General features: G+C 70.7%; 25 protein-coding genes and 1 tRNA gene. 11 read left to right on the forward strand and 15 right to left on the reverse strand.

Annotated elements, in window-relative coordinates; genetic code table 11:
* Positions 1-5: 5 nt before the first annotated feature.
* The 3 genes from VFV21_RS07945 to hemP are packed head-to-tail and all read right to left on the reverse strand — an operon-like array spanning position 6 to position 1687.
* The gene (locus VFV21_RS07945; RefSeq protein ID WP_329668897.1) at positions 6-740 is read right to left on the reverse strand and encodes a LytTR family DNA-binding domain-containing protein; all 735 of its coding nucleotides are present in this window, start codon (positions 738-740) and stop codon (positions 6-8) included.
* Positions 741-771: 31 nt separating this feature from the next.
* Positions 772-1443, reverse strand: a complete 672-nt coding sequence (locus VFV21_RS07950; protein ID WP_329668898.1) for an alpha/beta hydrolase — start codon at positions 1441-1443, stop codon at positions 772-774.
* A 58-nt stretch (positions 1444-1501) separates the two neighbouring features.
* A complete protein-coding gene (gene hemP, locus VFV21_RS07955; protein WP_329668899.1) occupies positions 1502-1687 on the reverse strand; it encodes a hemin uptake protein HemP in 186 nt (61 codons plus the stop codon).
* 159 nt (positions 1688-1846) lie between these two features.
* Between hemP and VFV21_RS07960 the strand changes: the two genes are divergently transcribed.
* Positions 1847-3115 carry an acyl-CoA dehydrogenase family protein gene (locus tag VFV21_RS07960; protein ID WP_329668900.1) on the forward strand — a complete coding sequence of 423 codons (1269 nt, stop codon included), beginning with the start codon at positions 1847-1849 and terminating at the stop codon, positions 3113-3115.
* Here the strand turns inward: VFV21_RS07960 and VFV21_RS07965 are convergent.
* The 3 genes from VFV21_RS07965 to VFV21_RS07975 form a co-directional block, all read right to left on the reverse strand.
* Positions 3048-3728 (reverse strand): hypothetical protein, encoded by a 681-nt coding sequence (locus VFV21_RS07965; RefSeq protein WP_329668901.1) that lies wholly within the window; start codon positions 3726-3728, stop codon positions 3048-3050. The genes VFV21_RS07960 and VFV21_RS07965 overlap by 68 nt on opposite strands.
* A 43-nt stretch (positions 3729-3771) precedes the next feature.
* Complete coding sequence (locus VFV21_RS07970) at positions 3772-4719, reverse strand: energy transducer TonB (RefSeq protein ID WP_329668902.1); 948 nt, start codon at positions 4717-4719, stop codon at positions 3772-3774.
* A gap of 65 nt (positions 4720-4784) precedes the next feature.
* A tRNA-Ile gene (locus VFV21_RS07975) sits at positions 4785-4860 on the reverse strand.
* A 186-nt stretch (positions 4861-5046) separates the two neighbouring features.
* On the opposite strand from VFV21_RS07975, the gene VFV21_RS07980 reads away from it, so the two are divergent.
* The 6 genes from VFV21_RS07980 to VFV21_RS08005 all read left to right on the forward strand — a co-directional run bounded on the left by VFV21_RS07980 (position 5047) and on the right by VFV21_RS08005 (position 8982).
* Positions 5047-5820: a sensor histidine kinase gene (locus VFV21_RS07980; protein WP_329668903.1), complete on the forward strand. Its 774-nt coding sequence runs from the start codon at positions 5047-5049 to the stop codon at positions 5818-5820.
* Complete coding sequence (locus VFV21_RS07985) at positions 5817-6461, forward strand: response regulator transcription factor (protein WP_329668904.1); 645 nt, start codon at positions 5817-5819, stop codon at positions 6459-6461. Before VFV21_RS07980 ends, VFV21_RS07985 begins: the two co-directional genes overlap by 4 nt.
* A 137-nt stretch (positions 6462-6598) precedes the next feature.
* Positions 6599-7579: a hypothetical protein gene (locus VFV21_RS07990; RefSeq protein ID WP_329668905.1), complete on the forward strand. Its 981-nt coding sequence runs from the start codon at positions 6599-6601 to the stop codon at positions 7577-7579.
* Between the two features lie 9 nt (positions 7580-7588).
* On the forward strand, positions 7589-8146 hold the full coding sequence (locus VFV21_RS07995; protein WP_329668906.1) for a GTP-binding protein: 558 nt from the start codon (positions 7589-7591) through the stop codon (positions 8144-8146).
* Positions 8143-8550, forward strand: coding sequence for a roadblock/LC7 domain-containing protein (locus VFV21_RS08000; protein WP_329668907.1), 408 nt, complete (start codon positions 8143-8145; stop codon positions 8548-8550). Before VFV21_RS07995 ends, VFV21_RS08000 begins: the two co-directional genes overlap by 4 nt.
* Before the next feature lie 75 nt (positions 8551-8625).
* Positions 8626-8982, forward strand: a complete 357-nt coding sequence (locus VFV21_RS08005; protein ID WP_329668908.1) for a hypothetical protein — start codon at positions 8626-8628, stop codon at positions 8980-8982.
* A 62-nt stretch (positions 8983-9044) separates the two neighbouring features.
* Here the strand turns inward: VFV21_RS08005 and VFV21_RS08010 are convergent, their stop codons facing one another.
* The 3 genes from VFV21_RS08010 to dtd form a co-directional block, all read right to left on the reverse strand.
* Positions 9045-10337, reverse strand: coding sequence for a dicarboxylate/amino acid:cation symporter (locus tag VFV21_RS08010; RefSeq protein ID WP_329668909.1), 1293 nt, complete (start codon positions 10335-10337; stop codon positions 9045-9047).
* Positions 10338-10403: 66 nt separating this feature from the next.
* Entirely contained in the window at positions 10404-12251 is a 1848-nt protein-coding gene (rpoD, locus tag VFV21_RS08015; protein WP_329668910.1) for an RNA polymerase sigma factor RpoD, read from the reverse strand.
* 108 nt (positions 12252-12359) lie between these two features.
* Positions 12360-12797, reverse strand: a complete 438-nt coding sequence (gene dtd / locus VFV21_RS08020; RefSeq protein ID WP_329668911.1) for a D-aminoacyl-tRNA deacylase — start codon at positions 12795-12797, stop codon at positions 12360-12362.
* 51 nt (positions 12798-12848) lie between these two features.
* On the opposite strand from dtd, the gene VFV21_RS08025 reads away from it, so the two are divergent.
* The 3 genes from VFV21_RS08025 to VFV21_RS08035 are packed head-to-tail and all read left to right on the forward strand — an operon-like array spanning position 12849 to position 15772.
* Positions 12849-13760 (forward strand): lipid A biosynthesis lauroyl acyltransferase, encoded by a 912-nt coding sequence (locus VFV21_RS08025; protein ID WP_329668912.1) that lies wholly within the window; start codon positions 12849-12851, stop codon positions 13758-13760.
* 4 nt (positions 13761-13764) lie between these two features.
* A complete protein-coding gene (locus VFV21_RS08030; RefSeq protein ID WP_329668913.1) occupies positions 13765-14271 on the forward strand; it encodes a PH domain-containing protein in 507 nt (168 codons plus the stop codon).
* Positions 14255-15772, forward strand: coding sequence for a PH domain-containing protein (locus VFV21_RS08035; protein ID WP_329668914.1), 1518 nt, complete (start codon positions 14255-14257; stop codon positions 15770-15772). Before VFV21_RS08030 ends, VFV21_RS08035 begins: the two co-directional genes overlap by 17 nt.
* Here VFV21_RS08035 and VFV21_RS08040 read toward each other — a convergent pair.
* The 6 genes from VFV21_RS08040 to def all read right to left on the reverse strand — a co-directional run bounded on the left by VFV21_RS08040 (position 15747) and on the right by def (position 23158).
* Positions 15747-17204 (reverse strand): potassium transporter TrkG, encoded by a 1458-nt coding sequence (locus VFV21_RS08040; RefSeq protein WP_329668915.1) that lies wholly within the window; start codon positions 17202-17204, stop codon positions 15747-15749. The two genes, VFV21_RS08035 and VFV21_RS08040, sit on opposite strands and share 26 nt — an antisense overlap.
* Positions 17204-18583, reverse strand: a complete 1380-nt coding sequence (gene trkA / locus VFV21_RS08045) for a Trk system potassium transporter TrkA (RefSeq protein ID WP_034211752.1) — start codon at positions 18581-18583, stop codon at positions 17204-17206. The genes VFV21_RS08040 and trkA overlap by 1 nt, the downstream gene beginning before the upstream one ends.
* An 82-nt stretch (positions 18584-18665) precedes the next feature.
* Positions 18666-20342: a glycosyltransferase family 39 protein gene (locus VFV21_RS08050; protein WP_329668916.1), complete on the reverse strand. Its 1677-nt coding sequence runs from the start codon at positions 20340-20342 to the stop codon at positions 18666-18668.
* Positions 20343-20408: 66 nt separating this feature from the next.
* Positions 20409-21728 (reverse strand): 16S rRNA (cytosine(967)-C(5))-methyltransferase RsmB, encoded by a 1320-nt coding sequence (gene rsmB / locus VFV21_RS08055; RefSeq protein WP_329668917.1) that lies wholly within the window; start codon positions 21726-21728, stop codon positions 20409-20411.
* Entirely contained in the window at positions 21725-22645 is a 921-nt protein-coding gene (gene fmt / locus VFV21_RS08060; RefSeq protein ID WP_329668990.1) for a methionyl-tRNA formyltransferase, read from the reverse strand. Before fmt ends, rsmB begins: the two co-directional genes overlap by 4 nt.
* Before the next feature lie 6 nt (positions 22646-22651).
* Positions 22652-23158: a peptide deformylase gene (gene def / locus VFV21_RS08065; protein WP_329668918.1), complete on the reverse strand. Its 507-nt coding sequence runs from the start codon at positions 23156-23158 to the stop codon at positions 22652-22654.
* 138 nt (positions 23159-23296) lie between these two features.
* Between def and VFV21_RS08070 the strand changes: the two genes are divergently transcribed.
* The gene (locus tag VFV21_RS08070; protein ID WP_329668919.1) at positions 23297-24403 is read left to right on the forward strand and encodes a LysM domain-containing protein; all 1107 of its coding nucleotides are present in this window, start codon (positions 23297-23299) and stop codon (positions 24401-24403) included.
* Positions 24404-24440: the final 37 nt, after the last annotated feature.

The raw sequence follows: 24440 nt of genomic DNA on the forward strand, positions 1-24440 counted from the left end.
TCCCCTCAGAGATGCTTGAGCCGCTCGCGCAGCAGCGGCAGGCAGCGCCGGCTGACTTCGAGCGGGGTCTTGGAATTGCGAAGGATGGCGTGCACCTGTCCGTCGGGCGAACGGCGCAGTTCGGCGAACTCGTCGTTGGCGACCAGGCAGTTGCGGTGGATGCGCAGGAAGCGGTCGGCGAACTCGGCCTCGAGCGACTTGAGCGATTCCTCGATCAGGTCCTCGCCGCGGGCGTGGTGCACGACGACGTATTTCTCTTCGGCCTGCAGGTAGTGGATATCCTCGACCGGGATCAGGCGCAGGCTGCCGCGCAGGCGCGCGCTGAGATGGCTGCGGCGGCGCTGGGCGTCGGCCGGCAGCTGGCGCGTGGGTTCGCGCGCGGCCAGCTGGCGGCGGGAGCGCTCGAGCGCTTCCGCCAGGCGTTCGCGGCGCACGGGCTTGACCAGGTAATCCACCGCGGCGGCCTCGAAGGCGGCCAGCGCGTGCTGGTCGAAGGCGGTGCAGAAGACGACGGCGGGCGGCGCCGGCAGGCCGGCCAGGTGGTGCGCGGCCTCGAGCCCGTCCATCACCGGCATGGCGATGTCCATCAGCACGCACTCGGCGCCGAGGGCTTCGGCCATTTCGACTGCCTCGCGGCCGTTGCCGGCCTCGCCCACCACGTCCTGGCCGCCGAGCTCGCGCAGCAGCGCGGCCAGGCGTTGCCGGGCCAGCGGTTCGTCGTCGACGAGCAGGAGCTTCATGCGGGCAGTATGCCCGAGGCCCGCGCCGCGTTCAGCCCGCGAGGAAGCGCTGGTGCATCCAGTCGCCGAGGTCGCGGATCTCCTCGGCGCAGACGCTGTGCGGCATCGGATAGGCGTGCCAGTCGATGGCCATGCCCAGGGATTCCAGCGCCACGCGGCTGCGCTGGCCCAGGGATTCGGGCACCACCGGATCGTGCACGCCGTGGGCCATGAAGACCGGCGTGCCCAGCCCCGCCTTGGTGGCCTCGGCGGCGGTGGTGCTGGCCATCGGCAGGTAGGTGGACAGCGCGACGAGGCCGCCCAGCGCGGCCTCGCGGCGCACGCCCGCGGCCAGCGCGATGGCGCCGCCCTGCGAGAAGCCGGCCAGCAGGATGCGCTCGGGCGGCACGCCGCGCTCGACCTCGCGGGCGATCAGCGCCTCGACCTGGGCGATGGACTCGCGCACGCCCTGCTCGTCGGCGCGCTGGTCGATCTGCAGGTTGCGGATGTCGTACCAGGCGCGCATGCGGGCGCCGTTGTTGATCGTCACCGCGCGCACCGGCGCATGCGGGAACACGAAGCGCAGCGCGGGCCAGCCCGCACGCAGCAGCTCCGGCACGATCGGCGCGAAGTCGTGGCCATCGGCGCCGAGGCCGTGCAGCCAGAGGATGGACCAGCGCGGATCGGGGCCGGTCTGGTGTTCGACGGTTTCGAGCAGGGTCATCGGTGCGCTTCGGGCGGTGGCGGGACGCGCCATTATGCCCAGCGCGCGCGGCCCGGCCTCACTTCACCAGGATCAGCTTGTCGTTGCGGGTGTGGCGCAGGCGGTAGACCTGGCCGGCGTGGCGGATCAGCACTTCGCGGACGCCGCGCAGCAGTTCGCGGCTGTCGAAGGCGAGCGGCAGCTCGCTGGCGAGGGATTCGGCGGTCGGCGCGTGGGCCTGGGCGGGCAAGGGCGGCAGGTTCATGGCGGGCTCCGGGACGGGGTGCGGACTTGATGATAATGGTTCGCATTTGCATGTCAAGCCGGGACGGCCTTGCCAGCCTTCGCCCGCGCGGCCTAGGCTGGCCGCAGTCGCCGCAAGCCCCCGCCGGGCCTGGCGAATCCCCGACTCCGCAGGACGGCCATGGACTTCAACTATTCCCCGCGCGTGCAGGCGATGCTGCGCGACCTGGGCGATTTCTTCGACGCGCATATCTATCCGAACGAAGCCCGCTACCGGGCCGAAGCCGACAGGGCGCGCGCCGCCGGCAACCCCTGGGTGCCGAACCCGGTGATCGAGGAGCTCAAGCCGCTGGCGCGCGAGCGCGGCTTCTGGAACCTGTTCCTGCCCCGCTCCGAACGCGCGCCGGAGGGGCTGTCGAACCTCGAGTACGCGCCGCTGTGCGAGGTAATGGGCCGCGTGCCCTGGGCGCCCGAGGTGTTCAACTGCTCGGCGCCGGACACCGGCAACATGGAAACGCTGGAGCGCTACGGCACCGAAGAACAGAAGGCACGCTGGCTCGACCCGCTGCTCGCAGGCCGCATCCGCTCCGCCTTCCTGATGACCGAGCCGGACGTGGCTTCGTCGGATGCCACCAACATCCAGTGCGCGATCCGCCGCGACGGCGACGACTACGTGATCGACGGGCACAAGTGGTGGTCCTCGGGTGCAGGCGATCCGCGCTGCGAGCTGTTCATCGTGATGGGCAAGACCGACCCGGCCGCCGAGGTGCACCAGCAGCAGTCGATGATCCTGGTGCCGGCGAACGCGCCGGGCATCCGCGTGATCCGGCCGCTCACCGTGTTCGGCTACGACGAGGCGCCGCACGGTCACATGGACATCGCGCTCGAGGGCGTGCGCGTGCCGGCCTCGAACCTGCTGCTCGGCGAAGGCCGCGGCTTCGAGATCGCGCAGGGCCGGCTGGGTCCGGGCCGCATCCACCACTGCATGCGGCTGATCGGGCTGGCCGAGCGCGCGCTGGAGCTGATGTGCCGGCGCGTCCGCACGCGCGTGGCCTTCGGCCGGCCGATCGGCGAGTACTCGGTGTGGCACGAGCGCATCGCCGAGTCGCGCTGCCTGATCGAGCAGGCGCGCCTGCTGACGCTCAAGGCCGCGCAGGCGATGGACATGGTGGGCAACAAGGTCGCCCGCCGCGAGATCGCGATGATCAAGGTGGTCGCGCCGAAGATGGCGCAACAGATCGTGGACTGGGCGATCCAGGCCCACGGCGGCGCCGGCGTCAGCGACGATTTCCCGCTGGCGCAGTTCTACGTGGCCGCGCGCTCGCTGCGGATGGCGGATGGTCCGGACGAAGTGCACAACGCAACGATTGCCAAGCTCGAGCTCAAGCGTTCGGCCCAGGCCGACGGCGGTGAAGGGTCCCGAACAGCCAGTCGCCCAGCGGATAGGTGATGTTGAAGTTGCGGCTGGCCATCAGCCGCGGGTCGTGGTGCGCCTGGTGCAGCCAGCGCAGCCGCCGCACCAGCCCGACGCGCGCCAGCCAGTGGCTCTCCGGCAGGTGGTAGGCGGTGTGCAGCACCTCGTAGTTGAGGTAATACGCGATGCCGGTGGCCACGAACAGCCAGGCCACGTTGGCCGACACGAAGGCCTCGAGCAGGAACCACACCGGCGCCGCGAAGCCGCCGAAGAAGAACACCACCAGCACCGGCGGGAACAGCAGCGCCCGGAAGTCGCGGCGCGATTCGACCGGCATGGCCTCGTGGGTGAAGAAGCGGTGGTGCTGGCCGGCGTGGCGCCTGTAGACCAGGCCGAGACCGGGGAAGGGCCGGTGCATGGGCCAGCGGTGGCCGACGTACTCGACCAGGTTCGCGTAGACCAGCGCGGCCGGCACCACCAGCCACTCCCGCCACGACACGGCCTCAAGCGGCAGCAGGCAAGCCGCCAGCAACAATGGCACCGCGCCGAAGGTGAACAGCGCATGCGCCGTCCCGCGGTAGCGCGCGGGGATTTCCGTCGCCCGGTACTCCGCCCGATACTTCTGCACCGCCGCCGGCAACCCGTCCACCCTGGTGTTCCTGAATTGAGGTCAGGAAACCTTACCACCGGGCTCAGGGCTTGAACTGCAGCTGCCTTCGCGTGGTCACCGCGCGCGGCAGCGGCTCGAAGCGCCAGCGCGAGACCGCCACCAGCGCGGCTTCGTCGAACACGCCTTCCGGCGTGGCGCTGACCACGCGCGGGGACGACACGCTGCCGTCGGGCTGCACCGTGAACTCGAGCGTCACCTGCCCTTCGAGCTTGCGCCGCATCGCCGTGAGCGGATAGCGCGGCGGCGGCGCGCTGATCAGGCGCGGCTCCGCCGGGGCTGGCGCCGCCCCTCGGGTGGGAGGGACTTCAGTCCCGATGCCATTCGCCGAAACCCGGGGAACGGCCGGCGCCGCCGTGGGCGGCGGCACCGCCGCGGCAGACGCCGCCGCAGGGGACGCAGCGGTCGTCGGTGCAGGCGTTGGGCGTACGACCTGCCCGGCCAGCTGGCGCTCGCGTTCTTCCGCGGCCGCCTGCTCCGCGGCCTGCTGCTGGCGCAGCTTGGCGGCCTCGGCCTCGGCGATCAGCCGGCGCGCGGCGCTGGCCTCGGCAGCGGTGATGCTTTCACGCAGGCGCGAGAGCGCGGGAGCACTGGCGTCCGCGCGTTCGATCAGGCCCAGCAATCGCCGCGCCTCGGTGAAGTCCTCGCGGCCAACGGCCTGCTCGCTGCCGATGACGGCGTAGGGCAGAAGCTCCATCAGCGCGGTGGCGACCGCCGGGTCTTCGGGGCGCAGGTCGCGCAGCGCCAGGTAGTACTCGATGGCGTTGTCGCCGGCCGGCGCGTACACCCGCTGGGCGGAGGTCGCCTCGCGCACGGCCTTGCGCAGGCCCGCTTCGTCGGTCGGGGCGGGCGCGGCCGGCGCGGCGGCCTCCGCGGGCGCGTCGGCGCCAGGCGCGTTGGCCGGCCCGGAGCAGGCGGCCAGGAGGATGGCGAGGGAGGACGCCAGCAGGCTGGCGCGCAGGGTGGCGGTCATGACGGGGCTTCCTCGGGATGCAGCCCGGCAGCGTAGCGGGCGTGCATGACCGGAATGCGGCAGAGTGGTGGGCCCACCAGGACTCGAACCTGGAACCAAGGGATTATGAGTCCCGTGCTCTGACCATTGAGCTATAGGCCCCGCGGCCCGGATTGTAACGCGTGACCCGCCCCGCGCCGCGCGCCCGGGGCGACCGGCGGCGCCTGCGCCCGCCCATCCGCGACGAGCGGCAAATCCGTGACCGGCGCCACGTCTCCACGCTCCCGCGCTTCCTGGCGACATGAAATTGATCTACACCAGCGCATACCCCACCCAGGTCCGCGCCCCATGCCCCTGCGCGCTTCATCGATCGCCGCCGAGTCCGGCCAAGCCAGCATCGCGCTGTCCGGCCGGCGGCTGGAACATGCGCTGATCTCGGTCGCGGAACAGGAGCAGGAACGCATCGGCCGCGAGCTGCACGACGGCCTGGGCCAGGAGCTGGCCGGTGCGGCCTTCCTCGCCAAGGCGCTTGCCAGCAAGCTCGGCGGCATCAATGCCGATGCGGCGGCCGACGCGGAGTGGATCAAGGTGATCCTGGGGCGCTGCGTCGAGGACGTGCGCACGCTGTCGCGCCAGCTCAGCCCGACCGAGCTCGAGAAAGGCGACGTGATCTCGACACTCGACCGACTCTGCGCGGACGCCGAGCGGATGTACGGCCTCTCCTGCCAGCTCGCCATCGAGCCCGCCGCACGGGCGTCGAGCGAAAGCGCCAGCGCCGATGCCGCGCGACAGATCTTCCGCATCTGCCAGGAAGCGCTCAACAACGCCACCCGCCACGGCGCCTGCCGCACGGTGCGGGTGACGCTGGCCCTGCGCGGCGCCCACCTGCGCCTCGCGGTCAGCGACGACGGCCGCGGCTTCGCTGTTCCGCCGCGTCGCGCCGAGCCCGGCCCGGGTGGCATCGGCCTGCACAGCATGCGGCTGCGCGCGCGCCATCTCGGCGGCCGCCTCCGGATCGCGCGGCGCAAAGGCTGGACCCACGTCGTCGCCCGGTTCCCGCAAGCCAGCGTGCTCGCCCCCTCGCTCTTCCCGCCCCAGCCCCCGATGGATTCCCCGCCATGAACATCCTCGTCGTCGATGACCACCCGGTCGTGCGCCAAGGCGTGCGCTACCTGCTCACCTCCCAGATCCCGGATGCCCGGGTGCAGGAGGCGGCCGACATCGGCTCGGCCCTGACGGCCGCCAGCGCCTGCCCGCCGGACGTCGCCATCGTCGACTTGTCGCTGGGGCGCGAATCAGGCTTGGACCTGGTGGCGCGGTTCAAGGACGCGGCGATGCCGACCCGCTGCCTGGTGCTGTCGGTCTTCGACGAATCGCTGCATGCCGAGCGCGCGCTTCGCGCCGGTGCGCGCGGTTACGTGATGAAGGAATCCGCGCCCGATCGCCTGGTCGAATCGGTGCTCAGCGTGGCCCGCGGCGACATCGTGGTCAGCCCGCAGGTGCAGACGAAGATGCTGTCGGCGATGGCCGGGCATCGCGCCGAACGCGCCACCGGCGAAGCCTCGCTCAGTCCGCGCGAGGCCGAGGTGCTGCGCCTGATCGGCGAAGGCCTCACGACCCAGCAGATCGCGGCGCGCATGCACCGCAGCGTCAAGACCGTCGAAGCCCATCGCGGCAATCTCCAGCGCAAGCTGGAACTCGGCTGCGCGCTGCAACTTGTGCGCTACGCCACGCTTTGGGTGGCGCGCGAAGGGCGCGCCTAGGGGATTCACCTAGCGGGCCCGGGGCCGCACCGATCGTTGATCGCGTAAACCCCCCGCACCGCTTTCCAGCATCACCCCGATGTGCGCCACCGTGGTCCGGGAGCAGAGTGGGTTCCGTCGAACCCCGGACGCCCCCCATGCAACACACGGCAGCTGCCAGCGGAAAGCTTCGGACCTACGCCCTCGCGGGCCTCGACGGCGACGCCGGCACCGCGCTGCGCTGCATGATGGACGTGCTCCGCGGACGCGTGAGTTCGCAGTGGGTGCAGGCGGACGCCAGCAAGGCCGAAGTCCTGTTCATGGGGGCCGCCGCCGGCGGCGCGATCAGCGTGCCGGCCAGCGTCCGGCAGGTGGTGCACGTCAAGCGCAGCGACGACGACGCCGCCGGCTTCCGGCTGCAGCTCGACTATCCCTTCCGCGTCTTCCAGGTGCTGGGCCTGATGCAGGAGTTGGAGCTGGACGGCCCGGTCGCGGATCCGGCCGCGCCCGCCGCGCCGCCGTTGAGCCATCCCAGCTGGGCGCTGTTCGATGCGCTGCACGCGCTGTCGCTGCAGAGCGGCAGCGGTCGCTGGTGGAAGGTGGACGTCGCCGAGGGCGAATCCATTTGCGTGCGGGACGACCTGCGCGAGTTCGCCGCCAGCCCGGGTGCCATTGCCGCGATCCGTCGCGGCGACGTACCGCAGGCACCGCTGGAACCCTGCGACCCGCCGCCGGCTTCCTTGCCGCGGCAGGACGGCTTCCAGCTGCTTTGGCAGATCGGCCTTAACTCGGGGCGCGGCCAGCTCAGCGCCACGCTTGAATCCGACACGCCGTACCGGCTGCGCCTCTGGCCTGACTTCGGCCGGATCCGACCGGAACGACTGCACCTGCGGATGAGTGCGCTGATGACGGCGGAGGCGCGCACGCGCGATGAACTGGTGGCGCTGGTGGGCCAGGGCGACGAAGCGGGCCGGCTGGCGGTGAACCGCTACCTCAACGCCTGCGCGGCCTCCGGCCTGCTCAAGCCGGAACACCGGCCGGAGCGCGAAACGATTGCCCCGCCCAGGCCCGCGGGCTTCATGACGGGATTGATGTCGAAGCTGCGCGGCAAGCTCGGGCTTGCGGCGACGGACCACTGAGGAGCGGCCATGTACGAAGGCAGGGAAATCAAGATCGTGTTCACCGGCCCGATGGGCGCGGGCAAGACCACGGCCATCGCCGCGCTCAGCGACACCGCGCCGGTCGCGACCGAAGTGCACAACGCCGACCGCGCCAGCGCCGACAAGGACACCACGACGGTGGCGCTCGATTTCGGGCAGATCCAGCTCGACGACGGCCTGGTGGTGCGCCTGTACGGCACGCCCGGCCAGGACCGCTTCAACTTCATGTGGCAGATCTTGGGCACCGGCGCGCTGGGCGTGATCCTCCTGCTCGATGCCTCGCGCGTAACGGCGCTGACCGAGCTGGACACCTACCTGGCCAGCTTCGATGCCCAGGCACGCGAAGGGCGGCTGGTGATCGGCCTGGGCCGCACGGAGGCGCCGGGCAGCCTCAAGCCCGCCGACGTGCTGCGCCGCCTCCGCATCGACCGCCTGGCGCTGCCGGTGTTCAGCGTGGACGTGCGCCAGCGCGATGACGTGCTGCTGCTCATGGAAGCACTCGTGAACCTGATTGAAGTCGCGCCCACCGAGGAAAGCCACCGATGAAAGCCCTGCACCGCCTCGGCAAGACCGCCGTCGAATCGATCCAGCGGCAACTGCGGCAGCTGGGTGAGAACAGCCCAGGCATCCAGCTTGCCGTGCTGACCAGCGCCGACGGCTTCGAAGTGGCGACCTACCAGGCCCACGGCGCGGAGGCCGCGGCCGCGAAGGTCGCCGCCATGACCAGTTCGATCACCGCGCTGGCCGACGCCATCACCCGCGAAACGGGCCTGAGCACCTCGCGCAACCTGATCATCGAGTCCGACACCGGCACCGTGTTGCTGCTGTCGCTGCGCGAGGCGCATCCCCCGCTTTCGCTGGCGGTGGTCGCCAGCAAGCAGGCGATCCTCGGCCACCTGCTGTGGGCCGCCCGCAACGCCGGAACCGCGATCACCCGGATCGCCGAATGACCCGTCCCCGGATCGGCGCCGCACCACGCCGACCCCTCCCTCCCCGGTGCCGTTCCACCCAACTGGAGTTCGAAAATGGCCAACATCAATGATGCACTGAAGAAGCTGCTGGACGTCGATGGCGCGATGTGCGCCGCGGTGGTGGATGCCAACAGCGGCATGCTGCTCGGCTCGGCCGGCAGCGGCGTCGACTTGGAAGTTGCCGCCGCCGGCAATACCGAAGTCGTGCGGGCGAAAGCCAAGACGATGAAGGCGCTCGGCCTCAACGACAAGATCGAGGACATCCTGATCTCGCTGGGCAAGCACTACCACATCATCCGCCTGGTCAGCGCCAAGCCGGGGCTGTTCATCTACTACGTGCTCGACCGCAGCAAGGCCAACCTGGCCATGGCGCGTCGCGCCTGCAGCGACATCGAGGCCGAGGTGATCTGACGGCGCACCGGCAGCAGCGGAACCCTGCTGCCGGGCCCGCCGCACCCGGTTCCGCCCGCGGCCTAGGGGCGGTGATCGGGTGAATGCACCGGCTCGATCACGTGCGCCAGGTCCTCGGGCACCGGCTCGCCCTCGGGCCGGAGCTGGCCTTCCCAGCGTGACACCGCCGCCGTGGCGACGCTGTTGCCGATGACGTTGGTGGCCGAGCGGGCCATGTCGAGGAAGTGGTCGATGCCCAGCAGGAGCAACAGGCCGGCCTCGGGCAGGTTGAACTGCGCCAGCGTGGCCGCGATCACCACCAGCGAGGCACGCGGCACGCCGGCGATGCCCTTGGAGGTGACCATCAGCACCAGCAGCATGGCCAGCTGCTGGCCCAGGGTGAGGTCGATGCCGTAGGCCTGGGCGATGAACATCACCGCGAAGGTGCAGTACATCATCGAGCCATCGAGGTTGAACGAGTAGCCCAGCGGCAGCACGAACGAAGCAACGCGGTTGCTGCAGCCGAATTTCTCCAGCTGCGCCAGCGTCTTGGGGTAGGCGGCCTCGGACGAGGCGGTGGCGAAGGCCAGCAGCGTCGGCTCGCGCACCGCCCGGAACAGCCTCGGCGCGCGCTTGCCCAGCACCGCCAGCGCGGCCAGGAACAGCAGGAACCAGAGGATGGCTATGCCCAGGTAGAACTGGCCCATGAACTTGCCGTACACCGCCAGCACGCCCAGGCCGCTCTTGGCGATGGCCGCCGCCACCGCGGCGAATACGGCGAACGGCGCCGCCCACATCACGATCATCGTGACCTTGAGCATCACGTAGGACAGGCCCTCGAGCGCATCCACCAGCACCTTGCCCTTCTCGCCCACGGCCGAGGCGGCGACGCCGAAGAAGACCGAGAACACCACGATCTGCAGGATCTCGTTGCGGGCCATCGCATCGGCGATGCTGGTCGGCACCAGGCGCGTCACGAACTCGGCGAAGCTCAGGCCGGTGACGGCGATGTCGCTGCGCGCGCTGATGTCGGGCAGCTCGATCCCGAGGTTCACGCCCGGCTGCAGCAGGTTCACCAGCACCAGGCCCAGGCCCAGCGACACCAGCGAGGCACCCATGAACCAGGCCAGCGACTTGATGCCCACGCGCCCCACCGTGCCCAGGTCGCCCATCTTGGCGATGCCCACCGCCAGGGTGGCGAACACCAGCGGGCCGATGATCATCTTGATCAGGCGCAGGAAGGTGGTAGTGACCACGCCGAAGCCCGAAACCCAGGGCGCCGTGTCCGACACGGTGTAGTTGAGGGTGGTGCCGACGACCACGCCGAGCACCAGGCCCGCCAGGATCCACCACGTGAGCTTGTTGTTGCTTGCCATCCCGAGGTCCCCAAACGAAAGGGCCCCGCGGATGCGGGGCCCCCAGATGCTAGCACTAGCCGCGGCTTATTCGAGGTCGAGGAAGGACCGCAGCTGCTCCGACCGGGTCGGGTGGCGCAGCTTGCGCAGGGCCTTGGCCTCGATCTGGCGGATGCGCTCGCGGGTGACGTCGAACTGCTTGCCGACTTCCTCGAGGGTGTGGTCGGTGTTCATGTCGATGCCGAAGCGCATGCGCAGCACCTTGGCCTCGCGCGGCGTGAGGCCGGCGAGCACGTCGCGCACGGTCTCCATCAGGCCGAGGTTGGTGGTGGCCTCGATCGGGGACTCGATGCTGGTGTCCTCGATGAAGTCGCCCAGGTGGCTGTCCTCGTCGTCGCCGATCGGGGTCTCCATCGAGATGGGCTCCTTGGCGATCTTGAGCACCTTGCGGATCTTGTCCTCCGGCATCTCCATCTTCTTCGCCAGCTCTTCCGGGGTCGGTTCGCGGCCCATTTCCTGCAGCATCTGGCGGGAAATGCGGTTGAGCTTGTTGATCGTCTCGATCATGTGCACCGGGATGCGGATGGTGCGCGCCTGGTCGGCGATCGAGCGGGTGATGGCCTGGCGGATCCACCAGGTGGCGTACGTGGAGAACTTGTAGCCGCGGCGGTATTCGAACTTATCCACGGCCTTCATCAGGCCGATGTTGCCCTCCTGGATCAGGTCGAGGAACTGCAGGCCGCGGTTGGTGTACTTCTTGGCGATGGAGATCACGAGGCGCAGGTTGGCCTCGACCATTTCCTTCTTGGCCTTGCGGGCCTTGGCCTCGCCGTAGGCCATCGCGCGGTTGATTTCCTTGATGTCCGGCAGGGTGAGCCACAGCGACTGCTCGATGCCGACCAGCTTCTGCTGCTCGGCCACGATCAGGTCCTTGAACTCACGCATGCCCGACGACCACTTCTGCTTGCGGCGGATGACGTCGTCGGCCCAGTCGAGGTTGACCTCGTTGCCCGGCCAGGCGCGCAGGAAGTCCTTGCGCGGCATCTTGGCGTTGCGGGTGCAGACGTCGAGGATGCGGCGCTCGTGCTCCTTGATCGAGTTCACCACCTCGCGCAGCTTGCGCACGAAGGCGTCCATCAGCGCCAGCGGCAGCTTCAGGCGCAGGAACTCGGCCGCCATCTCCTCGCGGACCTTGATGGTCTTCTTGTCGGCGGCGCCGTACTTGGCGTGGGTCTTCTGGAACTTGGTGTACAGGCCCTTGAGCGTGTCCATCCGGCGGCCGACCTCGGCCGGGTCCGGGCCGGTGTCGACCGCGGCTTCTTCCTCGTCGCCACCGGCGACCTCGGCGTCGTCGTCGTCCTCGGAGATCTCCTCGACCGCGGCGACCGGGATCACTTCCTCCGGCTCCTCGATGTCGAGGAAGCCGACCACGACTTCGTTCAGGCGCTTCTTGCCCTCGAGGTGCTGGTCGTAGTCCTCGAGCAGCAGCTGGATCGACCACGGGAAGCTGGCCAGCGAGGCGTGGACCTGGTTCAGGCCTTCCTCGATGCGCTTGGCGATGGCGATCTCGCCCTCGCGGGTCAGCAGCTCGACCGAGCCCATCTCGCGCATGTACATGCGCACGGGGTCGGTGGTGCGGCCACCCTCGCTGTCGAGCGCGGTGAGCGCGGCGGCGGCTTCTTCGGCGGCGGTGTCGTCGGAATCGCGCTGCGAGGAGGAATCGGACAGCAGCAGGGTCTCGGCATCGGGCGCGACTTCGTGCACCTCGATGCCCATGCCGTTGATCATGCCGATGATGTCTTCGAGCTGCTCGGCATCGACGATGTCGTCGGGCAGGTGGTCGTTGACCTCGGCATAGGTCAGATAACCCTGCTCGAGGCCCTTGCTGATCAGCTGCTTGATTTCGGACTGCTGAGCCGGACGATCGTTGGCCATGAAAACTGTCCCGAGACTGGGAAAATGGAACCGCGCAGTATACAGGTGCCGCCGCCCCGTGGATAACCTGTTGATTAAATTGGGGAAAGAGGGAGGCCCCGGAGGGGCTCAGGACTGCAGTCGGAAGGTCACCGGGCCGTCATTGACCAGGCTGACGACCATGTGGGCGCCAAAGCGCCCGGTTTCAACCCGCGGGTGCCGGTCCCGGCAAGCGGCGACCAGGCGATCGAACCCGGCCCGGGCCGCCTCGGGCGTGGCGGCGGTGCTGAAGCCGGGGCGCATGCCGCTCGAGGTGTCGGCGGCGAGGGTGAACTGGCTGACCAGCAGCAGCCCGCCGCCGGTGTCGGCCAGCGAGCGGTTCATGCGCCCGGCGGCGTCGGCGAACACGCGGTAGCCCAGCAGGCGATCGACCATGCGCCCGATGCGGGCCTCGTCGTCCCCCGGCTCGACCGCGACCAGCGCGAGCAGGCCCGGGCCGATGGCACCGACGAGTTCGTCGTCGACGCGGACGCTGGCTTCGGTGACGCGCTGGATGAGGGCGATCATGGCGCGAGTGTAAGGGCGCGGGCGCCGGCGGGCATCCCTTACACTCGGCGCATGCCCCCGATCCCGTTCGCCAGCCGCCTGCTTTACGCCGCCGCGTGGTGCGTGGGGCGGCTGCCGCTGGGCCTGCAGCAGCGGCTGGGCGACGGGCTCGGCCGGTTCGCGCACTGGCGCGACACCCGCGAGGCGCGCGTCGCGCGCCGGAACCTCGGCCTGGTCGCCGCGGCGCCGGATGACGTGGCGCGCGAGCAGGCCGTGGCCGGCATCCTGCGCGCCACCGGCCGCAACGCCTTCGAAACGCTGCGCATCTGGACCCGGCCACGCGCCGACAACCTCGCGCTGGTGGCGGCCGTGTCCGGCGAGGCGCACCTGGCCGCCGCGCTGGCCGCGGGCCGCGGCGTGATCCTGGCCGCGCCGCACTACGGCAACCTCGAGCTGGTGATCGAGGCGATGGCGGCGCGCGGGCCGTTCACCCTGGTGTACCGCGTGCCGGACAGCCGCATTGGCGACGGCTTCCTGCGCCTGGCCCGCGGCGGCGAGAACATCACCCTGGTGCCGGCCGAAGGCAACGCGATGCGCCCGCTGTGGAAGGCGCTCAAGGCCGGGGGCGTGGTCGGCATCACGCCCGACCAGCAGCCCAAGCTGGGCGCGGGCGAGTTCGCGCCCTTCTTCGGCAAGCCGGCGCTGACGCTGAGCCTGGTGCCGCGGCTGGCCGAGCGCAGCGGGGCGGCGGTGCTGTTTGCCTACGCCGAGCGGCGCGGGGATGGCCGCTTCGAGCTGCACCTCGAGCCTGCCGACCCCGCGATCGGCGGCGCCGACATCGCCGCCGCCACCGCCGCGATGAATGCCGGCGTGGAAGCCATCGCCCGGCGTGACTTCAGGCAATACCAGTGGACCTACAAACGCTTCACGCTGCGGCCACCCGGCTCCAGCGAAATCGACCCCTACGGCCCAGAATGCAGGTGACGCCTTGAACGAAACGCCCCTTCCCCCCGCCTGGACCGCGCCGGACGACTGGCAGGCGCTGCCGCCCGCCGCCGCCAAGGTCTCGGCCATCGTCGGCGCACTGGTCGGGCTGCCGTTCCTGGTCGGCGCGGGCATCCTGGGCACGGCCTTCGACGGGCTGCCGGCGCGGCTGGTGCTGGGCGCGGCGCTGGTCATCGCGACGGCCGCCGCGGGCGCCCTGCTCGGCCGCGCCCGCGCGCGCCGCACGCACTGGAAGCTCGACGCCCGCGGCCTGCAGGTGCGGCGCGGCCTGGTCTGGAAGCACGAGCTGCTGGTGCCGCGTTCGCGCGTGCAGCACCTCGACATCGAGCGCGGCCCGATCGAGCGCCGCTTCGGCCTGGCCACGCTGGTGGTGCACACCGCCGGCACCCGGCTGCACGCGCTGCGCCAGCACGGCCTGCTCGACGCCGACGCGCTGGCCCTGCGCGACGCCCTGCTGCCGGAGGCGGAGCGCGATGACGACTCCCTCTGAGGGCGTGGTCGCGGGCGGCGACGAACGCCGGCTGCATCCCTGGTCCTGGCTGTTCGTCCTGATCCAGCAGCTCAAGAGCTTCGCGCTGCCGCTGCTGGTGCTGCTGTTCACCGGGCGCGGCAACAGTTGGGAGCTGTGGGGCCTGGTGGGCGCCGGCGTGCTGGTGCTGGTGTCGCTGGGGCAGTACTTCACCTACCGGTTCCGGGTCGACGACGAAGGCATCGTCATCCGCAAGGGCCTGCTGCAGAAGAGCCTGCGCCACATCCCGTTCCAGCGCATCCACAACGTGGCCCTGCACCAGACCCTGCTGCACCGCCTGTTCAAGGTCGCCGAAGTACGGCTCGAGTCCGCCGGCGGCATGCAGGCCGAAGGCGAGATGCGCGTGCTGTCGCTGGCCGATGCCCATGCGCTGGAGCGGCTGGTGCGCAGCCACGGCCGCGAGGCGCGGCGCGAGGCGGCGCCCGGCGCGGCGCCCGCCGAACAGGAGGGCCGCACCCTGCTCGAGCTGCCCACCAGCGAGGTCGTTCGCCTGGGCCTGATCTCCAACCGCGGCATGCTGCTGGTCGCCGCGGGGTTCGGCATCGCGGCGCAGACCGCGGGCGAGCAGGTGGGCGACGCCATCGAATACGTCGCCGACCACGCCGCCGGCTGGTCCAAGGCCTATGAACTCGGCGTGGCGGGCAGCGTGGTCGCGGCGGTGGCGATGCTGGTGTTCGCGCTGGTGGCGCTGCGGCTGCTGTCGGTGCTGCTGGCGCTGCTGCAGTACCACGGCTTCGTGCTCACCGAGAACGGCCGCCGCCTCAGCGCGCAGCGCGGCCTGCTCACGCGCCTGCGCGCCAGCATGCCCCGCTCGCGCATCCAGGCCTGGAGCCTGCGCGAAAGCCTCACCCATCGCTGGCTGGGCCGGCAGGGCCTGCGCGTGGACAGCGCCTCGATCGAAACCGCCAACGACCAGCGCTCGCTGCGCGACCTGGCGCCGGTGGCGACGCCGGAAGCGATGGCCGACCTGATCCGCCACCTGCTGCCCGGCCACGCCTGGCCGATGTCGCAGTGGCGGCCGCTGCATCCGAAGGCCTGGCGCCGGCAGTTCGCGATCCCGGCGCTGTTCGCGCTCGCGGTGGCGGGCGTGCTGACCTTCCTCAACGGGCCGTGGGGCCTGGCCGCGCTGGCGCTGCTGCCGGTGTTCGCGCTGCGCGCGGTGGTGTGGGCGCGCTACGCCGGCTACAGCCTCGAAGGCGGGCTGGTGGCGGTGCGCGAAGGCTGGCTGGACAAGCGCTGGCGCTTCGCCGAGGTGCGCAAGCTGCAGTCGCTGACGCTGTCGCGCTCGCCCTTCGACCGCCGCCACGGCATGGCCAGCCTGCTGATGGACACGGTGGGCGCCAGCCCGTTCGAACCGCCGCTGCGGGTGCGCTACCTGCCCGAGGCCGAAGCGCGCGCGCTGCGCGACCAGCTGGCCGCGGCGATGGAGGCCGCCGCTACTCCCGCCAGAACGCCGGCGTAAGCAGCACCAGCAGCGAGAACACTTCGAGGCGACCGAGGATCATGCCGAGGGTGCCGAGCCAGATGGCGGCGTCATTGACGGACGCGAAGCTGTAGGCGACCGCGCCCAGGCCCGGGCCCGAGTTGGCCATCGTCGCCACCACGGCGCCGTACGAGGTCTCGAGGTCGAGGCCGGTGGCGCTCATGCCGACCACCAGCATGATGAAGCACAGCATCCAGATCGCTATGAAACCGCTCACCGACAGCACCACGCTCTCGGACACGCGGCGGCCGCCCATCTTCACCAGGAACTGCGCCTTCGGGTGCACCAGCTGCTTGATCTCGCGATAGCCCTGGCGCACCACCATCACCACGCGCGCCACCTTCAGGCCACCCACGGTGGAGCCGGCGCAGCCGCCGATGACGCCGATGGTCACGACCAGGAAGGGCGCGGGGCCCGTCCACTGGTCGAAACCGGTGACCACGAAACCGGTGGTGGTGATGTTGGAGACGACCTGGAAGGTCGCGATCCGGAACGCATCCGCCATGCCCGCGTAATCGCCGCCCAACCAGAGCGTGGCCGCGACGATCAGGCTGGCGCCGAGGACGATGCGGAGGAAGGAGCGCAGCTCCGAATCGGTGCCGTACACGCCCATGGACGCCCGCCGCCACGCGATGTAATGCAGGCCGAAGTTGATGCCGCCCAGCATCATGAAGAGGATCGCGATCCACTCCAGCACCGGGCTGTTCCAGGTGCCGAAGCCGGCGTCGTAGGTGGAGAAGCCGCCGGTGGACACGGTGGACATGGCGTGGCCGATGGCGTCGAACAGGCTCATGCCGCCGACCCAGAACGAGGCGGCGCACATCACCGTCAGGCCGAAATAGACCGCCCACAGCGCCTTGGCCGTCTCGGCGATGCGCGGGGTGAGCTTGGTGTCCTTGGTGGGGCCGGTGCTCTCGGCGCGGAACAGCTGGGTGCCGCCGATCTTGAGCATGGGCAGGATGGCCACCGCCAGGATCACGATGCCCATGCCGCCCAGGAACTGCAGCAGCTGCCGGTAGAAGAGGACGCTGCGCGGCAGGTCGTCGAGCCCGTTGATCACCGTCGCGCCCGTGGTGGTCAGGCCCGACGTGGCCTCGAAGATCGCGTCGGTATAGCTCAGGTTCGGCGGCCCGTGCACGAAGGGCAAGGCCGACACCAGGCTGGCGAACACCCAGGTCATGGTGACGATCAGGAAGCCGTCGCGCAGGCGCATGTCGTAGTTCACGTTGCGCACCGGCACCCACAGGCCGATGCCGATCAGCAGGCTGACCAGGAAGCTGCCGAAGAACACCTGCGGCGTGCCCTGCTCGCCCCAGGCCAGCGCCAACAGCGCCGGCGGCAGCTTGGTCATCGACGACAGCACGATGATCACGCCGAGGATGCGCTGGATGGCGCGGAAACGCTGGCTCATCACAGCCAGGTCGCCCCGGTCTGGAACAGCGCGCTGACCTGGGCGATTTCGCGCTTGTCCATCACGAACAGGATGACGTGGTCGCCGGGCTCGATCACCACGTCGTGGTGGGCGATCAGCAGCTTGTCGCCGCGCACCAGGCCGCCGATGGTGGTGGCCGGCGGCAGCTCTAGTTCATCCAGGCCGCGGCCGATCACCTGCGAGGTGCGGCGATCGCCGCGCACCACCGCCTCGATCGCCTCGGCGGCGCCGCGGCGCAGCGAGTACACGCGCGCCGGCGCGCCCTCGCGGATGTGCGCCAGCAGCGCGCCCAGCGTCACCAGCTGCGGGCTGACCGCGATGTCGATGCTGCCGCCTTCCACCAGCTCGGCATAGGACGGCCGGTTGATCAGCGAGATCACGCGCGGGCAGCCCATGCGCTTGGCCAGCATCGCCGAGAGGATGTTGGCCTCGTCGTCGTTGGTCATCGCGCAGTAGACGTCGGTCTGGTCGATGTTTTCCTCGCGCAGCAGGTCCTCGTCGGCGCAGTCGCCGACCAGCACGATCGAATTCAGCAGGTCCTCGGCGATGCCGCGGGCGCGCTCCTTCGAACGCTCGAGTACCTTCACCGAATAGCGCGACTCCAGGCTGCGGGCGAGGTTGCGGCCGATGTTGCCGCCGCCGGCGATCAGCAGGCGCCGGGCCGGGCGCGGGTCGACCTTCCGCAGCTCGCTCATCACGGTGAGGATGTTCTTGCGGTCGGCGAGGAAGAACACCTCGTCGTCCACCTCGATCACCGTGTTGCCCTCGGGCTTGACCGGCTTGCCCTTGCGGAAGATCGCCGCCACGCGGGCGTCGACGCCGGTGGGCAGGTGCTCGCGCAGCTCGCGGATCTCGTGGCCGACCAGGGCGCCGCCCGGTACGGCGCGAACCGCCACCAGCTGGGCGCGGCCATCGGCGAAATCGAGTACCTGCAGCGCGCCCGGGAATTCGATCAGCCGCTCGACGTGGCGGCAGACCAGCTGCTCGGGGCTGATCGCCGCGCTCACGGCCGAGTGCTCGGGGTCCGCCAGCGCGGCGACTTCCAGGTACTGCGCCTCGCGCAGGCGGGCGACGCGGGTGGGCGTGCGGAACTGGTGCTGGGCGACCTGGCAGGCGATCAGGTTCACTTCGTCGCTGGAGGTCACCGCGACCAGCAGCTCGGCTTCGTCGGCGCCGGCCTGGGCCAGCACGTTGGGCAGCGAGGCGTGGCCAACGACGGTGCGGATGTCGAGCTTTTCGGCCAGTTCGCGCAGGCGGGCGTGGTCGGTGTCGACGACGGTGATGTCGTTGTTCTCGGACGCGAGCGCCGAAGCCACCGAACTGCCGACCTGCCCGGCACCGAGGATGAGGATCTTCATTGAAGCCTGGGCCTTGTCGTCGAGGGGTGCCGCCGCCGCGCCCGGGTCGCCCCGGGTGCGCATAGTGTACGCGCGGCCGGCGTCAGGGGCAGCCGGCCAGCGCCCCGGCGCGCAGCAGCCACCAGTCGCGCCGGTTGGCGGCGCCCAGCGGCTCGGCCTGGACCGCGTCGTCGAACGCCACGCACGCCAGGACCCCGGTGCGCTGGACCAGCAGCCGCCGCTCGCCCGGCGCCTCGCGGACCCAGGCCGTGGCGCGCTCCAACTGCACCGGCACCGGCTGCCGGAAACCGAATTCCGCCACCGGGCCCACCGCCTGCAGCAGCTGCTGTTCCTTCCAGTCCACCAGGCCGATGGCGACGTCGTCGCCCGCGCGCTCGCGTGCGGTCGCCATCAGGCGCCTGGCCGAATTCTCATCGTCCAGCAGCGGGTGCACGACCAGGCCGTAGCCGCTCCAAAGCAAGCCCAGCATCAGCGCGCAAGCCGCCAGCGCGTGGCGCACGCGCCCCAGCGCCGCGGCCAGCAGGCCCGCACCCCCGACGCCGGCGAGCATCCACCACAGCCAGCGCGCCTCGTCGCCCAGCCCGCGTTCCAGCACCAATTTCCGCTCGAAACCGGGCTCGCCGGACAGGGCCATGGCGCCGGCGACCAGCAGCAGGGTGGAGAAGAAAAGCACGAAGCCCAGCACCGCGCGCCGGAAACCCGCGCGCGCCGAAATCGCGTCGAGGAAGGGCGCCGCCGCCAGCGCCAGCGCCGGCAGCGCCGGCAGGATGTACATGTCGCGCTTGCCGCCGCTGGCGCTGAAGAACAGCAGCACCAGCGCCACCCAGGCCAGCGGCAGCCACACGCGCGCATCGCGTGCCCGCCAGGCCGCGCGCCACGGCGCCACGAGCCACGGATAAGCCAGCGAGAACGGCAGCCAGAACAGCAGCACCACCTGGCCGAAGTACCAGAACGGCTCGTTGTGGTGCCAGGGATCGATGTAACGCTCCGCGGTCTGCTTGAGCAGGATGTTGCGCAGGTAGGCTTCGTGCTCCGGGTTGCCGCTGGCGAAAGCCACGGCCAGCACCGGGCCCAGCCACAGCACCACCGGCGCCAGGAACGCGGGCAACAGCAGCGCCCAGCGTGCGCCATCGTGGGTGCCGCGCGGCGCGAGTCCCTGCCAGCCCGCACGCACCATCAGCGCATACGGCAGCAGCACCAGCAGCGGCAGGAACCCCACGCCCTTGCTGATCACGCCCAGCCCCGCCGCGAATCCGCCCAGCGACAGCCAGCGCCAATCGGGCCCCAGCAGCAGGTGCCGCAGGATCCCGTACAGCGACAGCGTGGTGAAGAACACCAGGGTCGGATCGATCTGCGCGCGCTTGGCCTGGTAGAGGAACTGGAAGCACACCAGCACCGCCGTCGCCGCCCACAGCCCCGCGCGCGGCGACCACAGGCGCGCGGCGAGGTCGCGCACCAGCGCCAGCGTGCCCAGGCCGGCCAGCAGCGAGGGCAGCAGGAAACTCCAGCGCCAGCTGCCGATCAGGCCGTAAGCCAGGGACAGCAGCCAGAAATAAAGCGGCGGCTTGTCCGGATACAGCTCGGCGCCGCGATGCGGGAACAGGAAGTCGCCGCTCTCGACCATCTGCTTCGCCACCAGCACGAAGCGCGGCTCGTCGGCCGGCCACGGATCGCGCAGGCCGAAACCGACCGCCAGCACCCAGAAGGCCAGCAGGAAGAACAGCCAGGTGTCGCGACGATCGACGGCGGACGGGGTCATGGTGGAAAACGTTAGCAGGCGGCTTGGCGGCGTGTCCTGACGATCGTCAAACCGGCGCGCTCGGCGTCAGGCCTTCCGCTGCAACAGCGCGTAGAAGAAGCCGTCCATGCCGTCCTCGCCGGGCAGGCGCTGGCGGCCCGCGCCGCTGGGGCGGCCGAAGCGCGCGTCGAGCGGCACCGCGGAGGCATCGGCGTGCGCCGCCAGGAAGCGGTCGACCTGGCGTTCGTTCTCCTCGCGCAGCACCGAGCAGGTGGCGTAGAGCAGGCGGCCACCGGGACGCAGCAGCGGCCAAAGCGCCTCCAGCAGGCGCGCCTGCTGGGCCACCAGCGCCGGGATGTCGTCCGCGCGCCGATGCCACTTGATGTCGGGCTGGCGGCGGATGATGCCGGTGGCGGAACAGGGCGCATCGAGCAGGATGGCATCGAAGGGGCGGCCATCCCACCAGGCGTCGACCGCGGCGGCGTCAGCCACCTTCACCTGCACGCGGTCGTAGTCGAGGCCCTGGCGCGCCAGCGTCTCGGTGACGCGCGCGAGCCGGCGCGATTCGATATCCAGCGCGAGCAGCTCGCCGTGGCCGCCGAACAGGCGCTCGGCGATCTGCGCAGTCTTGCCGCCGGGCGCGGCGCAGGCGTCGAGCACGCGCTCGTCCGGGCCGGGCGCCAGCGCGTGCACGGCCAGCTGCGCGGCGCCGTCCTGCACGCCCAGCGCGCCGGTGTGCCAGAACGGCAGCCGTTCGACCGGGATCGGGTCGTCCACGCGCGCGGCGTCGGGCAGCGCCTCCACCGTGGCGGCGGCAAGGCCGTCTTCGCGCAGGGAGCGCATCAGGCGGTCGATGCCCAGCTGGCCCGGGTTGACCCGCAGCCACAGCGGCGCCGGGCGGTTGTTAGCCTCCAGCACCGCCGCGACCTCGTCGGGCCAGTCCCGGTACAGCGCGGCGACCAGCCAGTCCGGGTGGCTGCTGCGGATGGCCAGGTCCTTGCTCTCCGGCAGCGGCTCGCGGCTGGCGCGGCGAAGCAGCGCATTCACCAGGCCGACCAGCGGCGGCCGGCCGAGTTCGCGGGTGGCTTCGGCGGTGGCGCCGACGGCGGCGTGCGCCGGCAGGCCGAGGGCATCGAGCTGCGCGAGGCCGGCCAGCAGCAGGCAGTGCACGGGGAAATCGCGTGCGGCCAGCGGCTTGGCCAGCCACTGCGACAAGGCGTGGTCGTAGCGGCGGCGGTGGCGCAGCGCGCCGAAGCAGATCGCCTCGAGCAGGGCGCGGTCGCGCGGATCCTGCACGGCTGGCAGCGCCTGGCCCAGCATCGCCTTGAGCGAGCGTCCTTCGCCCAGCACCGCCGCCAGCACGCGGGCGGCGCGGGCGCGCAAGGCGGCGCCGGCGGGTGAATTCATGCGCCGCGCAGGGCCGGGCGGGCGTTGAGGTAATCGGCGGCGGCCATCGGGCGGCCGCCTTCGCGCTGCACCTGCTGCAGGCGCAGCGCGCCTTCACCGCAGGCGATGTCGATGCCGTCGCGGCCCGCGGCCAGCACCGTGCCGGGCGGGCGTCCGTGCGCGTTTTCGAGGGCGGCGGCGGCGTGGATGCGCACGCGTTCGCCGGCCAGCTCCGCCTCGGCCACGGGCCAGGGGTTGAAGGCGCGGACGCGATTGGCCAGTTCGCGCGCCGGCCGCGACCAGTCGAGGCGGGCCTCGGCCTTGTCGAGCTTGTGCGCGTAGGTGACGCCTTCCGCCGGCTGCGGCTGCGCCAGCGGACGCATGCCCGCGCGCAGCAGCTTCAGGCCATCCTCCAGCACCTCGGCGCCGAGCAGGGACAGTCGATCGTGCAGGCTGCCGCCGGTATCCTCCGCGGTGATCGGCGTGGACAGCGACAGCAGCACGGGGCCGGTATCGAGGCCCTTCTCCATCTGCATCAGGCAGACGCCGGTCCCGGCGTCACCGGCCTCCAGCGCGCGCTGGATCGGCGCGGCGCCGCGCCAGCGCGGCAGCAGCGAGGCGTGCACGTTCCAGCAGCCCATGCGTGGGATGTCGAGCACGGACTGCGGCAGGATCAGGCCGTAGGCCACGACCACCATCAGGTCGGGCTTGAGTTCGCGCAGCTGCTCGCGCGCCGCGGCGGACTTGAAGTTCTCGGGCTGGAACACCGGCAGTCCGCGTGCCAGGGCTTCGATCTTGACCGGCGACGCGGCGGGCTGGCGGCCGCGCCCGGCGGGACGATCGGGCTGGGTGTAGACCGCCACCACTTCGCCGCGGGCGGCGGCCGCGCGCAGGCAGGGCACCGCGAAGCCGGGCGTGCCGGCGAAGACGATGCGCAGGGCCACTCAGGCGGCGCCGGCGCGCTGCTGCTTGGCGAGCTTCTTGCGGACCTGCTCGCGCTTGAGCGGCGAGAGGTAATCGACGAAGACCTTGCCGGCCAGGTGGTCCATCTCGTGCTGGATGCAGACCGCCAGCAGGCCGTCGGCATCGAGCTCGAACGGCTTGCCGTCGCGGTCCAGCGCGCGCACGCGGATGCGGTCGGCGCGCGAGACGTCGGCGTAGATGCCGGGCACCGACAGGCACCCTTCCTGGTAGACCTGGCTGCCCTCGGTTTCGAGGATCTCCGGGTTGATGAAGACCATTGGCCTGCTTTTGTCCTCGCTTACGTCCAATACGAGCAGGCGCAGGTGGACATCGACCTGGGTCGCGGCCAGGCCGATGCCCGGCGCGTCATACATGGTCTCGAACATGTCGGCGATCAGGCCCTTGAGGGCGTCGTCGACCTGCCCGACCGGCTTGGCGACGGTCCGCAGGCGCGGATCGGGGAATTCCAGGATGGGGAGCTTGGCCATGGACGGTGAGATGGGGAGGACGGAACCGGACCTCAAGGGACCGGGCCGTCAGTATAGCCCGGGTGGGCTTGCATTCAGGGACGGGATTTGGGCTATAGTCGCCCAACCTGTCCGGGGAAAATCAGGTGGATAGCCGCCATGCTTAAACGGCTTCTTGCAGTTACTGCTGCCATGTTGCTCACCATCGCCACTGCCGCTGTCGCGGCGGAGCTTGCCGGCGATCATCCGACTACCTACACGGTCAAGAAGGGCGACACCCTTTGGGACATTGCCGGTCGCTTCCTCAAGAAGCCCTGGCTCTGGCCCGAGATCTGGCAGGCCAACCCGCAGGTCAAGAACCCGCACCTCATCTATCCGGGGGACGTGCTCAGCCTGGTCTACATCGACGGCAAGCCCGTCGTGCAGGCCGAAGGCCCGCAGATCGGCGAGGCGGTCAACACGATCCCGCTGTCCGACATCGAGCCCTTCCTGAAGCAGTTCACCGTGCTGGACGACATCGAGTCGCTGCCCCACGTGGTCGGCCTCGAGGAAGACCGGATGCGCGCGGCGGCCGGCCAGCTGGTCTATGTCCGCGGCCTCGACGGTGCCCAGCCGGGCCAGCTGGTGGACATCGTCCGCCCGGTCAACCTCTTCGGCGGCGGCAAGGGCCGGCGCATCCCGGGCTTCACCCCGCTGAATGACCGCGGCGACCGCATGCACGGCCACTGGACGACCCCGATGGGCTTCGGCGAAGCCACCGGCGAAATCCTGGGCCACGAACTGCAGCTGCACGCCAGCGGCGAAGTGACCCGCGTCCAGGGCGAGGTGGCCGTGGTGCTGCTGCGCGACGAGGGCCGCGAGATCCGCGTCGGTGACCGCGTCCTGCCGCCGGAATCGCAGCCCTACGACCTGCAGTTCATGCCGCGGGCCCCGGACAGCATCCCGGAGAACGGCCGCATCCTGGCCGTGGCCGATGGCATGGGCGCCGGTCCGCGCTACGTGGTCGCGCTGTCGGTCGGTGCCCGCGAGGGCATCCGCAACGGCCACACCTTCTCCGTCTGGAGTGAGGGTGCGGTGCGTCCGGACCGGATCGCCAACCGCAATGCCTTCATGGCCAACCGCGACAAGGTCGAGATGCCGGATGATTTCCTCGGCCACCTGATGGTGTTCCGCACCTTCGACAAGGTCAGCTACGCGCTGGTGATGAACGGCATCCGCCCGATTTCGCAGGGCGACGTGCTCAAGCACCCGGACGCGGTCGAATAAGACATCGCGTCAGGCAGTGTTCCTACATCGCGGCGCC

This window comes from Arenimonas sp., assembly GCF_036275555.1.
GTDB lineage: Bacteria > Pseudomonadota > Gammaproteobacteria > Xanthomonadales > Xanthomonadaceae > Arenimonas.

Bases quoted from the DNA above. Each gene is read 5' to 3' on its own strand.
- VFV21_RS07960 (WP_329668900.1), top strand. From the start codon at position 1,847: ATGGACTTCAACTATTCCCCGCGCGTGCAGGCGATGCTGCGCGACCTG.
- VFV21_RS08050 (WP_329668916.1), bottom strand. From the start codon at position 20,342: ATGACCCCGTCCGCCGTCGATCGTCGCGACACCTGGCTGTTCTTCCTG.
- rsmB (WP_329668917.1), bottom strand. From the start codon at position 21,728: ATGAATTCACCCGCCGGCGCCGCCTTGCGCGCCCGCGCCGCCCGCGTG.
- VFV21_RS08005 (WP_329668908.1), top strand. From the start codon at position 8,626: ATGGCCAACATCAATGATGCACTGAAGAAGCTGCTGGACGTCGATGGC.
- def (WP_329668918.1), bottom strand. From the start codon at position 23,158: ATGGCCAAGCTCCCCATCCTGGAATTCCCCGATCCGCGCCTGCGGACC.
- VFV21_RS08010 (WP_329668909.1), bottom strand. From the start codon at position 10,337: ATGGCAAGCAACAACAAGCTCACGTGGTGGATCCTGGCGGGCCTGGTG.
- hemP (WP_329668899.1), bottom strand. From the start codon at position 1,687: ATGAACCTGCCGCCCTTGCCCGCCCAGGCCCACGCGCCGACCGCCGAA.
- rpoD (WP_329668910.1), bottom strand. From the start codon at position 12,251: ATGGCCAACGATCGTCCGGCTCAGCAGTCCGAAATCAAGCAGCTGATC.
- VFV21_RS08000 (WP_329668907.1), top strand. From the start codon at position 8,143: ATGAAAGCCCTGCACCGCCTCGGCAAGACCGCCGTCGAATCGATCCAG.
- VFV21_RS08035 (WP_329668914.1), top strand. From the start codon at position 14,255: ATGACGACTCCCTCTGAGGGCGTGGTCGCGGGCGGCGACGAACGCCGG.
- dtd (WP_329668911.1), bottom strand. From the start codon at position 12,797: ATGATCGCCCTCATCCAGCGCGTCACCGAAGCCAGCGTCCGCGTCGAC.
- trkA (WP_034211752.1), bottom strand. From the start codon at position 18,583: ATGAAGATCCTCATCCTCGGTGCCGGGCAGGTCGGCAGTTCGGTGGCT.
- VFV21_RS07980 (WP_329668903.1), top strand. From the start codon at position 5,047: ATGCCCCTGCGCGCTTCATCGATCGCCGCCGAGTCCGGCCAAGCCAGC.
- VFV21_RS07985 (WP_329668904.1), top strand. From the start codon at position 5,817: ATGAACATCCTCGTCGTCGATGACCACCCGGTCGTGCGCCAAGGCGTG.
- VFV21_RS07950 (WP_329668898.1), bottom strand. From the start codon at position 1,443: ATGACCCTGCTCGAAACCGTCGAACACCAGACCGGCCCCGATCCGCGC.
- VFV21_RS08025 (WP_329668912.1), top strand. From the start codon at position 12,849: ATGCCCCCGATCCCGTTCGCCAGCCGCCTGCTTTACGCCGCCGCGTGG.
- VFV21_RS08040 (WP_329668915.1), bottom strand. From the start codon at position 17,204: ATGAGCCAGCGTTTCCGCGCCATCCAGCGCATCCTCGGCGTGATCATC.
- VFV21_RS07945 (WP_329668897.1), bottom strand. From the start codon at position 740: ATGAAGCTCCTGCTCGTCGACGACGAACCGCTGGCCCGGCAACGCCTG.
- VFV21_RS08070 (WP_329668919.1), top strand. From the start codon at position 23,297: ATGCTTAAACGGCTTCTTGCAGTTACTGCTGCCATGTTGCTCACCATC.
- VFV21_RS07995 (WP_329668906.1), top strand. From the start codon at position 7,589: ATGTACGAAGGCAGGGAAATCAAGATCGTGTTCACCGGCCCGATGGGC.
- VFV21_RS07990 (WP_329668905.1), top strand. From the start codon at position 6,599: ATGCAACACACGGCAGCTGCCAGCGGAAAGCTTCGGACCTACGCCCTC.
- VFV21_RS07970 (WP_329668902.1), bottom strand. From the start codon at position 4,719: ATGACCGCCACCCTGCGCGCCAGCCTGCTGGCGTCCTCCCTCGCCATC.